Origin of the sequence: Microtetraspora niveoalba, assembly GCF_001570405.1 — a bacterium.
Taxonomy (GTDB): Bacteria; Actinomycetota; Actinomycetes; order Streptosporangiales; family Streptosporangiaceae; genus Microtetraspora; species Microtetraspora niveoalba.
Map to the genome: position 1 here is coordinate 44,750 of NZ_BBYM01000006.1, position 13,749 is coordinate 58,498.

General features: G+C 71.6%; 10 protein-coding genes. 6 read left to right on the plus strand and 4 right to left on the minus strand.

Translation table 11 applies throughout. From position 1 onward, the window contains the following. Positions 1–15: 15 nt before the first annotated feature. From AWQ70_RS05950 to AWQ70_RS05960, 3 genes are read right to left on the minus strand one after another with little or no spacing between them, the layout of a single operon-like run. Complete coding sequence (locus AWQ70_RS05950) at positions 16–936, minus strand: carbohydrate ABC transporter permease (protein ID WP_067171528.1); 921 nt, start codon at positions 934–936, stop codon at positions 16–18. Between the two features lie 4 nt (positions 937–940). After that, positions 941–2,263 carry an extracellular solute-binding protein gene (locus AWQ70_RS05955; protein ID WP_067171530.1) on the minus strand — a complete coding sequence of 441 codons (1,323 nt, stop codon included), beginning with the start codon at positions 2,261–2,263 and terminating at the stop codon, positions 941–943. A gap of 9 nt (positions 2,264–2,272) precedes the next feature. Next, positions 2,273–3,553 (minus strand): ROK family transcriptional regulator, encoded by a 1,281-nt coding sequence (locus AWQ70_RS05960; protein WP_084516565.1) that lies wholly within the window; start codon positions 3,551–3,553, stop codon positions 2,273–2,275. Positions 3,554–3,787: 234 nt separating this feature from the next. Between AWQ70_RS05960 and AWQ70_RS05965 the strand changes: the two genes are divergently transcribed. From AWQ70_RS05965 to AWQ70_RS05990, 6 genes are all read left to right on the plus strand, one after another. Continuing rightward, positions 3,788–6,034 carry a HelD family protein gene (locus tag AWQ70_RS05965; RefSeq protein ID WP_067171532.1) on the plus strand — a complete coding sequence of 749 codons (2,247 nt, stop codon included), beginning with the start codon at positions 3,788–3,790 and terminating at the stop codon, positions 6,032–6,034. An 803-nt stretch (positions 6,035–6,837) separates the two neighbouring features. Then, complete coding sequence (gene lnt, locus AWQ70_RS05970; RefSeq protein ID WP_245646765.1) at positions 6,838–8,472, plus strand: apolipoprotein N-acyltransferase; 1,635 nt, start codon at positions 6,838–6,840, stop codon at positions 8,470–8,472. Further along, on the plus strand, positions 8,469–9,245 hold the full coding sequence (locus tag AWQ70_RS05975; protein WP_444543085.1) for a polyprenol monophosphomannose synthase: 777 nt from the start codon (positions 8,469–8,471) through the stop codon (positions 9,243–9,245). The genes lnt and AWQ70_RS05975 overlap by 4 nt, the downstream gene beginning before the upstream one ends. Before the next feature lie 102 nt (positions 9,246–9,347). After that, positions 9,348–9,887, plus strand: a complete 540-nt coding sequence (locus AWQ70_RS05980) for an FxsA family protein (RefSeq protein WP_067171536.1) — start codon at positions 9,348–9,350, stop codon at positions 9,885–9,887. A 195-nt stretch (positions 9,888–10,082) separates the two neighbouring features. Continuing rightward, the gene (locus AWQ70_RS05985) at positions 10,083–11,012 is read left to right on the plus strand and encodes a peptidase S1 (protein ID WP_067171537.1); all 930 of its coding nucleotides are present in this window, start codon (positions 10,083–10,085) and stop codon (positions 11,010–11,012) included. A gap of 378 nt (positions 11,013–11,390) precedes the next feature. Further along, on the plus strand, positions 11,391–12,554 hold the full coding sequence (locus AWQ70_RS05990; RefSeq protein ID WP_067171539.1) for a YncE family protein: 1,164 nt from the start codon (positions 11,391–11,393) through the stop codon (positions 12,552–12,554). A 61-nt stretch (positions 12,555–12,615) separates the two neighbouring features. Here AWQ70_RS05990 and AWQ70_RS05995 read toward each other — a convergent pair whose 3' ends face one another. Further along, the gene (locus tag AWQ70_RS05995; protein ID WP_067171541.1) at positions 12,616–13,644 is read right to left on the minus strand and encodes an ROK family protein; all 1,029 of its coding nucleotides are present in this window, start codon (positions 13,642–13,644) and stop codon (positions 12,616–12,618) included. Positions 13,645–13,749: the final 105 nt, after the last annotated feature.

A 13,749-nucleotide genomic window follows, 5' to 3' on the forward strand; every position in this document is an offset into this window, starting at 1 on the left:
CCGCGGGGGCGGCGGTCATGCTTCCTCCTCGGCGAACCCGCGGAACTGGCGCAGCAGGATCAGGGTGAACACCATGGAGACCGCGAACAGGATGAGCGCGAGCACGCACGCGTAGCCCATCGCGTAGTCGCGGAACCCCTGCTGGAACAGCCACTCCGGGAAGGTCAGGGTCGACTGGTCGGGATAGCCGGGGGTGAAGACGGACCCGGCGGAGTCGGTCGCGCCCGAGGCGACTCGGGCGGCCACCATCGCCTGGGTGAAGTACTGCAGGGTCTGGATGACCCCGGTCACCGCGGCGAACATCAGCACCGGCCGGATCACCGGGAGCGTGATGTGCACGAACTGCCGCCAGCCGGTCGCGCCGTCGAGCGCGGCGGCCTCGTAGAGCTGCTTGGGCACGTCCAGCAGGGCGGCCATGAAGATGACCATCAGGTCGCCCACGGACCACAGGGCCAGCAGCGTGAGCCCCCACTTGGAGTAGGCGGGGTCGCCGAACCAGTCCGGGGACCGGACGCCGACCGCGCCGAGCATCGCCTGCACCGGCCCTGTGCTCGGGTTGAGCAGGAAGACGAAGCCGAGCGTCCCGGCGACGAGCGGCACGAGCGAGGGCAGGTAGAAGATCGTGCGGAAGATCCCGGCGCCCGCCTTCAGCCGGGTGACGAGCTGCGCGACGCCGAGGCCGAAGACGACGCGCAGCGGGACCATCACGACCACCAGCCACAGCGTGTTCCTGATGGAGGTCCAGGCGGCCTCGTCCTTCAGGAAGTACTCGTAGTTCAGCAGCCCGACCGGTTCGAGGGTGAACAGGTCGTACCGCTGGAACGAGAAGTACACCGTGGAGATCAACGGGTAGACGAAGAAGACGGCGAACCCGATCAGCCAGGGGGAGAGGTAGGCGAGCGGGCGGAGCCGGTTCCCGAGGGTGACGGCGGCCATGGGGTCAGTCGCCCGCGGTCAGCTCGAGCTTGTCGTCGATCTTCTTGTCCACCCCGGCGAGCAGCGCGTCCAGGTCGTCGGCGCGGCCCGACTCCCAGGCGATCTGGGCCTCCTGCAGCGTCTGCTGGTTGAACACCGAGTTGATGTGCGCGGGCAGCGTCGAGCTGTTCGGGTTCGCGAAGATGTCGAGGAACGTCTGGAAGTTCGGGTCCTTGTCCAGCGTGGGCGACTGCAGCGCGGGCAGCGTGCTCGGCACGTTCCTGATCGCGTTGGAGAGCGTGACCAGCGCGTCCGTGTCCGTGGTCAGGTACTTGACCAGCTCCCAGGCGGCCTCCTGGTGCTTGGCGCCGCGCGGGATGCCGATGACCGTGCCGGCGATGAAGCCGGCGCCGTACCTGGCCGCCTGGTCGTCGGCGACCGGCAGCGGCGCGGTGCCGTACTCCAGGTCGGGCGTGTCGGCGGCGATCATGGCGTTGCGCCACTCGCCGTCGATGGCCATGGCGACCTTGCCCTGCTGGAACGGGTTCTCGGCGGACCACTCGTCGCCGAAGCTCTTGCGGAACTTCTCCAGCTTGTCGTAGCCGAACCAGTCGGTGAGGTCCTTCTGCCACTTCATGAGGGTCTTCCACGCCGGGTCCGAGCCGATCGCGGAGGTGCCGTCCGGGTTCGTCCACTTGGCGCCGACCATGACACCGGTGTGGATCGGGGCGTTCTCGTACATCTGGCTGGTGGGCACGAACCCGGCGACCTTGATGGTGCCGTCGGGGTTCTTCACCGTGAGCTTCTTGGTGAGGTCGGCCAGCTCGGACAGCGTCCTCGGCGGCTCGTTCCCCTTCATCAGCTTCTTGTTGTAGTAGAGGCCGTAGGTGTCGGCGAGCATCGGCATCACGCATCGCTTGCCCCGGTACTCGGTGTACTCGGCGATCACCTTCGGGAACAGCGTCGCCGCGTCGATCTTGCTCGCGGTCAGGTACGGGTTGAGGTCCTGGAAGATCCCGGCCTTGCAGAACTCCGCGACGCTGTCGGTGGTGAAGGAGAGCGCCACGTCCGGCGGATTCCCGCCGCGCACGGCCTGCAGGATCTGGGTGTCCTGGATCGCCTTGGTCGGCTTGACCGTGATCCACGGGAACTTCCGCTTGAACCCGGCCAGGCTGTCCTCGAACGCCTTGAGCTCGTTGTCGGCGCTGAAACCGTGCCAGAACTCGATCGTGACCGGGTCGTTCGAGGTCGCCGACTTGAGCGCGGGGCCGGGGTTCTCGGTGCCGGCCGTGCAGCCGGTGACCAGGGCGAGGCCGGCCGCGGCCGAGATCGCCAGCAATCGTTTCACGGGTGCCTCCTACGGGCGAAGGGGGGTGGTGACGAGCGGGCTGCCGCCCCGCTCCGGCGCTTCCCGGCGTCCGGCCGACCCGAAGACCTCGTCCCGCGCGGTGTCGAGGGCGAGGTCCAGCGCGCCGGCGAGGACGGGGTTGCCCTCGACGGTGGACAGGCGCAGCGGGGGTCGCGGGATGGTAAGCGTGTGGAGTTCGCGTTCGACGAGCTCGCGGAGCGTGTCGCCCCCGGCGAGCAGCACCCCGCCGGACAGCACGACGATCTCGGGGTCGACGACCGCGGTGATCGCGGCGAGCCCGACGGCGAGGCGGGAGGCGAGCTCGCGCAGCGCCTCGCCGGCCGCCGCCGCGAGCCGTCCGCCGGACTCGGCCGCCCGCGCCGCGTTCTGCACGGCCGCGGCGGCCGTCGCCCCGCGCAGCCCGTGGGCGCGCATGATCCGCAGGACGGCGGGGCCGCCCGCGAGGGCCTGGAAGCCGTGGTCGGCGCGCCGGCCGACCTCGCGGGCGGTGGGCGCGCCGATCGCCGGCATGTAGCCGACCTCGCCCGCGCCGCCGGTCGCGCCCCGGTGCAGCCGGCCGCCGAGCACGAGCGCGGATCCGATGCCCTCGTCCGCCCACAGCAGCACGTAGTCCTGGTGTCCCCTGGCCGACCCGCGGGCCTGCTCGGCCTGGGCGACGAGGTTGACGTCGTTCTCGACGTCCACGGGCACGCCGACGCCGTCCCGCAGGGTGCCGACGACGTCGGGGATGTGCCAGCCGGGGATGTGCGCGGCGTAGCCGAGGCGGCCGGTCGAGGGGTCCACGGCGCCGCCGATGCCGATGACCGCGCGCCGAAGCGCGGCGACCTCGATGCCGTCTTCGGCGCTGTCCCCGGTCTTCACGGCCGCGCAGGCGCCCTCCAGGGCCGTGCGCACCCGCTCCACGATGTCGCCGCCCGCCCGTCCCGGGGTGGGCAGGCGGTACTCGGAGACGACCGTCCCGGTGATGTCGGCGACGGCCACGGCGATCCGGGCCGGGGTGACGTCGAGCGCGGCCACGTGGGCCGCCGCCGCGTTGATCCGGTACAGCTCCGCCGTACGGCCGGGGAGGCCCTCGCGGATGCCGTCGAGGACGACCAGGCCCGCCTCCTGGAGCCGGGACAGGAGCTGGGACGCCGTGGGCTTGGACAGTCCGGTGAGCGCCCCGAGCTCGGGCCGCGTGAGGGGGCCGCGTTCGAGCAGGACCATCAGCGCGGCGCGGTCGTTGATCGCGCGCAGCAGGCTCGGCGTGCCGGGGGTCGGCTGGCTCACGGGGAGTCCTTCCGGGAAAGGCGAAGAAGTTAGGAAAGGTCACTAACTGGAAGAGAAAGTAAGGAAACTTTCCAAACTCGTCAAGGGGGTGCCCGCCCCCGCAACCGACTCGTGACGTGACCGGACTCCGGAAGGGCGCGATCCGCCCTCCGGCCTGCGCCGATCCGGTCCGCGGACGCGGGGGAGGGGGTCGGCTGGAGCGCCCGCCCGGGGGCACGTAGAATCGGGCGGCCTATGCCTCATTCATCGGCGGGCGAGCTGGCCCGGGAGCAGAAGTACGTCACCGCGCTCTACGAGCGGCTCGACGTGCTGCGGGAGCGGACGCGCGGGCAACTGGACGACGTCCTCGCCCAGGGCGCGACCGGCACGCACCAGAACCGTTCCGAGCGCGACTCGTTCGCCGACATGTACGCGCAGCGGCTCGCCCGGCTGTGGGCCGTCGAGAACGGCCTGTGCTTCGGCCGGCTCGACAACGCCGACGGCGGCCGGCTGTACATCGGCAGGATCGGCCTGGCCGACGACGACCAGGAGCGGATGCTGATCGACTGGCGCGCGCCGGTCGCGCAGCCGTTCTACCGCGCCACCCCGGCCGCCCCCATGGGCGTCACCCGCCGCAGGCACCTGCAGACCCGGGGCAGGACCGTCACCAACGTGGACGACGACCTCCTCGACCTCGACGGCCTCTCCGACGCCGACCGCGCCTCCCTCAACGGCGAGGCGGCCCTGCTGGCCGCGCTCGACGAGAAGCGCACCGGCCGGATGCGCGACATCGTCGCCACCATCCAGTCCGAGCAGGACGCGATCATCCGCGGCGACCTGAACGGCGTCCTCGTCGTCCAGGGAGGCCCGGGCACCGGCAAGACCGTGGTCGCCCTGCACCGCGCCGCGTACCTCCTCTACACCTACCGTGAGCGGCTGGAGCGGCGCGGCGTCCTCATCCTGGGCCCCAACCTCACCTTCCTGCGCTACATCGAGCACGTCCTGCCCTCGCTGGGCGAGACCGACGTGCTGCTGTCCACGGTCGGCGAGCTGTACCCCGGGATCACCGCGACCCGCTGGGAGCCGCCGGAGGTCGCCGTGATCAAGGGCGAGATCCGGATGGCCGACGTGGTCGGCAAGGCCGTGCGGGACCGGCAGCGCGTGCCCTCCGCGCCGGTCGAGATCCGCCTGGACAAGTTCACCCTGAAACTCGACCGGCAGACCTTCGAGGCGGCCCGGTCGCGCGCCGTGCGGTCGCGCAAGCCGCACAACGAGGCCCGGGCCCTGTTCGTACGGCACCTGCTGAACGCGCTGACCCGGCAGGCGGCCAGGCAGCTCGGCCGCGGGATGCTCGACGACGACGACTTCGCCGACCTGCGCGAGGACCTGCGGACCGAGACGCCGGTGCGCACCGCGCTCAACCGGCTGTGGCCGTACCTGACGCCGCAGCAGCTCCTCATCGGGCTCTACACGTCCAAGGAGCGGATGACCGACGCCGGGCTGGCCCCCGCCGAGTGCGACCTGCTGCTGCGCGAGCCGCCGCGCGCGGGCGAGAACTGGTGGAGCGAGGCCGACGTCCCGCTTCTCGACGAGGCGGCCGAGCTGCTCGGCCACATCGACGAGGGCGTGCTGCGCGCGGCCCGCCGCGCCGAGGAGGAGCGCGAGGAGCAGCTCGCGTACGCGCGCGAGGTGCTGGAGCTGACCGGCATGGCCGACATCATGGACGCGGAGCGGTTCGCGGCCAGACAGCGGGCCGACGAGGTGTACCTGACCACCGCCGAACGCGCCGCCAAGGACCGCACCTGGGCGTTCGGGCACGTGATCGTGGACGAGGCGCAGGAGCTGTCCGCGATGGCCTGGCGGATGGTCATGCGGCGCTGCCCGACCCGCTCCATGACCGTGGTGGGCGACATCGCCCAGACGGGATCGGCGGCCGGGGCGGCGAGCTGGGGCCGGGTGCTCGACCCGTACGTCAAGGGCCGCTGGCGCGAGGCGGCGCTGTCGGTCAACTACCGCACGCCCGCGGAGATCATGGCCGTCGCCGCCGACGTGCTCGCCCTGGTCGGCCCCGGCCTCAAGGCGCCCGAGTCCGTACGCGAGACGGGCGAGCGGCCCTGGGCGGCGCGCGTCCCCGGCCCGGCGACCGGGCTGGTGCCCCTCGTGCGCCGCGAGGTCGTCCCGGACGGCCGCCTGGCGGTCATCGTCCCCCACGCCCGGGAGGCGGAGCTGGGGGAGGCCCTGGTGGCCGGGGTGCCCGGCGCGGTCGCCGGCCCGGGCCCGGCGGCGCTCGACGCGCCGGTGTGCGTGCTCACCGTCGCCGACGCCAAGGGCCTGGAGTTCGACTCGGTGATCGTGGTCGAGCCGGGTGAGATCCTGCGCGAGTCCCCGCGAGGACCAAGCGATCTTTATGTGGCGCTGACCCGGGCGACGCGACGGCTCGGCGTGATCCACTCCGGCCCCCTTCCGGGAGCCCTGGAGAGCCTGGTTCCCCGTGCCGACTGATGCGGAAGTGCCGGGATCTGTGGGAATATGAGCGAGATCGCCCACACGTCCTGCCTCGATCCAGGACATCCAGCCTGTCCTAGCTGCGAAAACTTGGTGTTTCCGCTGTTCGGGGCACGGTTGACATCTGAGCTGAGGTCGGTAGTTTGCTGCCCAGTCCAGCACGGGACTGACCGGTTGACCGTCTTCTGACTTCGCCCGATTCTGCGTCCGTGACGGAGTCACACTCCGTCTGCACAGCCAGGCGCAGCGCTGGCGTTCCGTCGAGTCGGGGCACCTCAGCCGGCCGGGGGGTTGGACCCGGGAGGGGTCCGGATACCCAGTAGACAACGGAGCTCCGCGCCCGCCGCCGACGGGACGGATCCGGTCCGAAGGGTCTGTCCGGGCCCCCTTCCGTCACATCACCCCCTCCTGGCGCCCCCTCCGCCGCGCCGGCCCCCGCCGAGGGGCCGCTCGTCCCCGCACCCGGTGGATCAGGCGCGTCCGGATCCGACCGCGAGTCCCGGTGAAACCCCTGTGTTTCCGGTGAAGACCCGCCGTTCCCGGCGGACCGGTCGCGCCCGGACGCCTTTCCCGCCTCGCCGCCCCGACCAGATAAGGTCGGGGTGTTCCGCGACGGCCACGTGGGACGCGCAAGGCCCGCTCTCCGCTCCACTCCGGCACGGCGTGCCGTGCCCGCCCGAGGGCGTACGCGCCCGCTCGCCGCCGCCCGGCGGGGCCGGCGGAAAGCGGGGGACCGGGCGCTGGAAACCCCTGGCGGTCAGGCCGCGGCAGGACGTCGAAGGCGAGGAGAACACCGCCCCGTGGCAACCGAAGTGAAACAGCAGGCGATCCCGGCCGCGCCCGGCGCCGGGCGTCCGTCCCGCATCCGCCTCCTGGCGCGCGTGGGGTGCTCCGTCGCGGGCGCGCTGCTGCTCTTCCTCGCCTTCCCGCCCGTCGACTGGTGGTTCTGCGCCCCGGTGGGCATCGCCCTGCTCACGCTCGCCCTGTACGGCACCCGCCCGCGCCGGGCGGCGTGGCTGGCCTACGTCGGCGCGTTCGCGTTCCTGCTGCCGTCGATGTCGTGGGTCCGGCCGATCGGCGACGACGCCTGGCTGGCCGTGGTCGCGATCGAGAGCCTCTTCTGGGCGGCCCTGGGGGCGGGGGCCGCCCTCGTGATGCGCGTGCGTCTGTGGCCGCTCTGGGTGGCCTGCCTGTGGGTCGCCCAGGAGTGGGCCAGGGGCGTGCTCCCCTTCGGCGGGTTCCCGTGGGCCAGGGTGGCGTTCAGCCAGGGCGAGTCGCCGTACACGGGGTTCGCCGCGCTGGGGGGCGCGCCGCTTGTAACTTTCACGGTCGTCCTGTCCGGCGCGCTGCTGTCCCTGCTGCTCAGCGGGCTCCCCGGCCTCCTGCGCCGCCCGCGCGTCGTTGCGGCGACGCTGCTCGGCGCGATAGCCCTGCCCCTGCTGGGGCTCGCGGTGCCCCGGCCCGGCGACGAGGGCAGGACCGTGAAGATCGGTGTCATCCAGGGCAACGTGCCCGGCCGTGGGATGTACTTCCTCGGCGACGAGCCGGCCGTCGTCCTGCAGAACCACGCGAACGAGACCCACAGGCTGGCCGAGGCCGTACGCGCGGGGAAGCTCCCCAAGCCCGACATCGTGGTCTGGCCGGAGAACTCCAGCGACATCGACCCCTATCGCAACGCGTTCGCGCGCGACATCATCGACTCCGCGGCCAAGGACGTGGGAGTGCCGATCCTCACCGGCATCATCGCCATGATCGGTGACGAGCACCGCGCGACACGGAGCCTGATCTGGGACCCGGTCACCGGCCCCGGCGCCTACTACGACAAGCGCAACCTCGTGCCGTTCGGCGAGTTCACGCCGTTCCAGGACATCATCCTGGCGCTGTCGGAGCGGGCCACCCTGGTCGGCCGCCAGTCGATCCCGGGCGACGGCCCCGGCGCGCTGCGGATGGGGCCCGTCACGATCGGCGCGGTGAGCTGCTACGAGGTCGCCTTCGACGGCACGGTGCGCGACACGGTCGCGGCGGGAGGCAGCCCGCTGATCGTGCAGACCAACAACGCCAGCTACGCGCTGACCAACCTGCCGCCGCAGCAGCTCGCCATGTCCAAACTGCGCGCCGTCGAGCACAACAGAAGTGTGATCACTACCGCCACGACGGGTATATCCGCATATGTGGACCCGGATGGCGTGGTCGAGTGGCGGACCCGCGAGCTCGAACCCGCGATGAACGTCGTGACCGTACCGGTCAGGACACGCGCCACGATTGCCACCGAAGTGGGCGCCGTACCTGAATGGATCCTGATACTGATGGGAGCCGGCGCGGCGGCGGTGGCGGTGATCTCGCGGAAGCGAACCCCGAACGTGAGCGACACGGACGTCCCGCACGTGCCCCAGGCACGGCCGGAAGACCACGGTTACGCGAGCGAGGAGCGGTGAGCGACCCCTTGGGCATGGAGGAAGAGCTGATGGAGCGGACTCCCGGGCGGGTGCTCGTCATCATCCCCACCTACAACGAGTGCGAGAACCTCCCGATGATCGTCGGACGGGTGCGCGCGGCGCTGCCCGACGTGCACCTGCTCATCGCCGACGACAACAGCCCCGACGGCACCGGGAAGATCGCCGACGAGCTCGCCGAGAAGGACGGCAACATCCACGTCATGCACCGTCCGGGCAAGCAGGGCCTGGGCGCGGCCTACGTGGCGGGCTTCCAGTGGGGCCTGGCCGAGGGATACGACATCCTGGTCGAGATGGACGCCGACGGCTCCCACCAGCCCGAGGAACTGCACAAGCTGCTCGACGCGGTGGCCGAGGGCGCCGACCTCGCGATCGGGTCGCGCTGGGTGCCGGGCGGCAAGGTGGTCAACTGGCCCGCCTCCCGCGAGTTCCTGTCCCGGGGCGCCAACACCTACAGCCGTCTCATGCTCGGCATGCACGTACGGGACGCCACCGCCGGCTTCCGCGCGTACCGTGCCACCACGCTCGAGAAGGTGGGACTGGACGACGTCCAGTCCCAGGGGTACTGCTTCCAGGTGGACCTCACCCTCCGCACCGTGCGTCAGGGGCTGCGGGTGGCGGAGGTGCCCATCACGTTCGTCGAGCGCACGGCGGGCGCGAGCAAGATGAACCGCGGCATCATGACCGAGGCGTTCTGGCGGATCGCCGTCTGGGGCGTCAACGGCCTGCCCGGCCGGCTCCGCAAGAAGGGCTGACCCCGCCGGGGCTCCCGGCCCGGATCGCACCCGCGGCTTTCGCTCTCAGCGATACCGGAACCGCCTGGGCGGACGGGGGCGTTCCCTCTAGCGGAGGTCGTGATGTCGCGTAACTGGCTGCTCCCCGGGTTGTTGCTCATTCCCGTCGTGGAGATCGTGCTGCTCGTCCTGGTCGGCCAGGCGATCGGGGGCGGGCCGACGGTCCTGCTGCTGCTCGCCGCCGCTCTCGCGGGCGTGTGGCTGATGCGAAAGGAGGGGCGGCGCGCCTGGGCCGCCCTGCAGGGGGCCGTGCAGTCCGGCCGCATGCCGGACCGCGAGCTGGGCGACTCCGCCATGGTGATGGCCGGAGGCGCGCTGCTGGCGATCCCGGGCTTCCTCAGCGACATCGCCGGGATCCTCCTGATCCTGCCGGTCACCCGGCCGTTCGCGCGCCGCGGCCTGACCTGGTTCTTCGGTCGCCGGGTGAGCGCCATGGCGGCGCGTTCGCCGTACGGCCCGCTGTTCGACCGCATGGACGGCGCCGGAGCGCCCGGCGGCCCCGGAGGGGCGGGCCGGGTCGTGCACGGCGAGGTGATCCACGAGGACGAGGTCGTCGAGGGCCAGGTCGTCCCCCGGCGCCGCGACCCCCGGCAGACCCCCTGAGGCGTATCGGCCCCACGCGGCGGCCCCCGGCGGACGCCCCCGGGGCCGCCGGTGACCCGACCCGCGATCCCGCGCCGCGACACGCACCGCGACGGTTCGGGCAAAGACGAATACGAAGCGTTGCGATATCTATACTCTCCGTGATCGGACCGTGGTGGGGGCCTGTCCCCCGCCTGACCTGACGCGGAGGTATTCATGACGACTCATCCGGCGACCCGGCGGCGACGGGCTTCGCTCCGGGCCGGGCTCCTCTGCGCGGCGGGCCTGGTGCCGGCCGCCATCGGCGCGGCGACGTCCGCCCCGGCGGGGGCGACGGCCCAGGCCGCCGTGGCCCCGCCCCGGATCGGCGTTCTCAAGGCCGACGGCGCCGCCCTCGTCAAGGAAGGCGGCCTGTCCACGAGCTGGGTGACGGAGAACACCGAGGTCATCCAGATCGCCATCGCCGGCGACCGCATCGGCGTCCTCAAGGCGGACGGTACGGCGCTGGTGAAGGAGGGGGGCCTGTCCACGAACTGGGTGGTCGAGAACACCGGCGTCAAGCAGATCGCTCTCGCGGGTGATCGGATCGGTGTCCTCAAGGCGGACGGGACCGCTTTGGTGAAGGAGGGTGGTCTGTCGGCGACGTGGGTGACGGAGAACGTCGGGGTCAAGCAGATCGCTCTCGCGGGTGATCGGATCGGTGTCCTCAAGGGCGACGGGACCGCTTTGGTGAAGGAGGGTGGTCTGTCGGCGACGTGGGTGACGGAGAACGTCGGGGTCAAGCAGATCGCTCTCGCGGGTGATCGGATCGGTGTCCTCAAGGGCGACGGGACCGCTTTGGTGAAGGAGGGTGGTCTGTCGGCGACGTGGGTGACGGAGAACGTCGGGGTCAAGCAGATCGCCCTGGCCGGTGATCGGATCGGTGTCCTCAAGGCGGACGGTACGGCGCTGGTGAAGGAGGGCGGCCTGTCCACCAACTGGGTGGTCGAGAACACGGACGTCATCCAGATCGCCCTGGCCGGTGACCGGATCGGTGTCCTCAAGGGCGACGGGACTGCTTTGGTGAAAGAGGGCGGCCTGTCCACCAACTGGGTGACGGAGAACATCGCCGTCACCGAGATCGCCCTCGCGAGCGGCAAGGACTGACCGTGGCCCCGGAGGGCCGCTCCTGATCCGCCGATCAGGCCGTGAGAGACCCCGGCTCCCTCCCCCTACACCGAGCTCGGGGGAGGGAGCCGGGGCCTCTTCGCCCGCGGGGCGGGCCCGCCTCCCGGCCCTGATCGGCGGGCGGGCCCGCCGACGGCCCGGGAGATGCGAAATGATCCGAGTACCGGCCGGACACTCTCCTAACCGCGTCTTGACCGGCGGATGATCGACGTCTCCCTAGCCTGGGCGAATGGCGCAGCGACTCCCCAGGCCGTCATGACGGCGGCCGGCCCCTTGTGGCGAGCAGGCGAGCCGACCGGGACGGGTACGGCTCCGCGTAGGCACCGGTTCCGCCCGGTCGCCCTGATTTTGACCGGAATGACGCTGAGTGGGGCGATCCTGACCGGATGCGGCACCGCGCCCACCGGCGTCACGACCAGCCCGGCGGCGCAGCGAGGAAACGCGTCGGCGTCGCCGTCCCCGTCCGGGCGGGCGGCGTCCTCCAGCCCGGAAGCCGGGCGGGCGGAGTCCGGGCGGAAGGCACCCGAGCGGGACATCTACGCGGCGGACCGGCCCGGGAAGCTCAGTCCCGCCGTCGCCGGCTTCCCGTCCCGCGTGTACGTGCCCAACAGCGAGAGCAACAGCGTCCACGTCATCGACCCCAAGACGTACAAGGTCATCGACCGGTTCCGGACCGACAGCCTGCCGCAGCACGTCGTGCCGTCGTGGGACATGAAGCGGCTGTGGGTCAACAACAACAGGGGGAACACGCTCACCCCGATCGACCCGAAAACCGGCAAGCCCGGCCGTCCGGTCCCGGTGGAGGACCCGTACAACCTCTACTTCACCCCGGACGGCCGCGAGGCGCTGGTGATGGCCGAGCGGAACAACGAGCTCGACTTCCGCGACCCGCGCTCGATGCGGCTCCTGCACTCGATGCCGGTGCCCTGCCGGGGGATCAACCACGCCGACTTCACCGCCGACGGGTCGATCTTCCTGGCGAGCTGCGAGTTCTCCGGCGACCTGGTGGTCATCGACTGGCGGGGCCGCAAGGTGACCAAGGTCATTCCGCTCGGCCCCACGAGCATGCCGCAGGACGTCAAACTGTCGCCCGACGCCACGACCTTCTACATCGCCGACATGTCCAGGGGCGGCGTGTGGCTGGTCGACGCGGCCACCTACCAGGTCATCCGGTTCATGCCGACCGGGGCCGGGGCGCACGGCCTGTACGTCAGCAGGGACTCGCGCGTCCTCTACGTCTCCAACAGGGGCGCGGGCTCGGTGTCGGTCGTGTCGTTCAAGGAGCAGAAGCCGATCGCCACCTGGCCCATCCCCGGGGGCGGCTCGCCCGACATGGGCGGGCTGACCGCCGACGGCCGCGAGCTGTGGCTCTCGGGCCGGTACAACGGCGTCGTCTACGTCTTCGACACCGTCGCCGGAAAGCTCACCCACAAGATCAGCGTCGGGGCGGGGCCGCACGGTCTGTGCGTGTATCCCCAGCCGGGCCGGTACTCGCTCGGCCACACCGGGATCTTCCGGTGACCCAGCGTTCCGGCTGAGACGTGCGACCCGGGCGGGGAGGCCAGGGGGCCGGGGGTGTCGCTCAGCGGCCGGCGATCTCGGCGTGGGCGGCCAGCGCGGCGCCCCGGGCTCCGGCCATGTCGAGGTCGTCCACCAGTGACACCGCGGCGACCCGCCGCTGCTCCTCGCGCAGGAGGGTGTTCTCGCGCACCTTCTCCAGGAACCACTCGCGGAAGTGCGGCGCGGCCTCGACCACGCCGCCGCCCAGGAAGTACGCGCTGGGGTCGGTGAAGTTGGCGGCGATCGTGAACAGGCGGCCGATCGCCATCGCCTGCTGCTCGAACACCTTCAGCGCGAGCGGGTCGCCGTTCTCGCCGTAGCCGCGCAGCAGCTTGGCGGCCTTCCCGAGGGGCTCGACGGAGGCCAGCTCGTGGTCGGGGAAGCGGGTCAGCCAGAAGGGCAGCAGGTTCTTCTCGATGCCGGTCAGGGAGGCCACGCTCTCGGCGTCGCCGGTGAAGCCGCAGTTGCACTCCGGCAGCGGCTGGCCGTCCTCCAGGAGGCCGTGCAGCGGGATGTGGACGTGCCCCAGCTCGCCCGCCATCCCGGCGGCCCCCTTGACCACCCGCCCGTCCTCGACGATGCCGCCGCCGAGGCCGGTGCCGACGATCGCGGAGATCGAGGAGTGCGCGTGCGCCGCGGCCCCGAAGCGTACGTGGTGCGCGTACAGGGCGGCGGCGTTGCCGTCGTTGTTGTAGACGACGGGGAGGTCCAGACGGGTCTCCAGCGCTCCCCGGAAGTCGTAGCCGTGCCAGGCGGGTTCGGAGAAGTTCGTCGCGCCCTTCGACGAGATCACGCCGTCCGCGCTGGCCGGGCCGGGGGTGTCGAGCCCGACGGCGCGTACCTGGGAGCGGTCGACCCCGGTCAGGCGGAGCACGTTCTCCATGGCGTGGGCGAGGCGCTCCACCGCCACCTCGGGCCCTTCGCGCACCATGCTGGGGGTCTCGACCAGCCGGTCCACCAGGAAGCGGCCGGACGCGTCGAGCACGGTCGCGTTGTTGCTGGTGCCGCCGTTGTCGAGGCCGACGACGACCCACGAGTCCACGTGTGCCATGCGGGAGATTCCTTTGCCCTCGCTTGTCAGTGCGAAGACTATTGCGTGAACCGCCCGTAGGTCACCTGCCCGTGCCGTACCGGGATGCCGCGGTCGGACGCGGGC

Coding starts and splice junctions, on each gene's coding strand:
- AWQ70_RS05990 (WP_067171539.1), top strand. CDS start 11,391: ATGACGCTGAGTGGGGCGATCCTGACCGGATGCGGCACCGCGCCCACC.
- AWQ70_RS05965 (WP_067171532.1), top strand. CDS start 3,788: ATGCCTCATTCATCGGCGGGCGAGCTGGCCCGGGAGCAGAAGTACGTC.
- AWQ70_RS05980 (WP_067171536.1), top strand. CDS start 9,348: ATGTCGCGTAACTGGCTGCTCCCCGGGTTGTTGCTCATTCCCGTCGTG.
- AWQ70_RS05950 (WP_067171528.1), bottom strand. CDS start 936: ATGGCCGCCGTCACCCTCGGGAACCGGCTCCGCCCGCTCGCCTACCTC.
- AWQ70_RS05985 (WP_067171537.1), top strand. CDS start 10,083: ATGACGACTCATCCGGCGACCCGGCGGCGACGGGCTTCGCTCCGGGCC.
- AWQ70_RS05995 (WP_067171541.1), bottom strand. CDS start 13,644: ATGGCACACGTGGACTCGTGGGTCGTCGTCGGCCTCGACAACGGCGGC.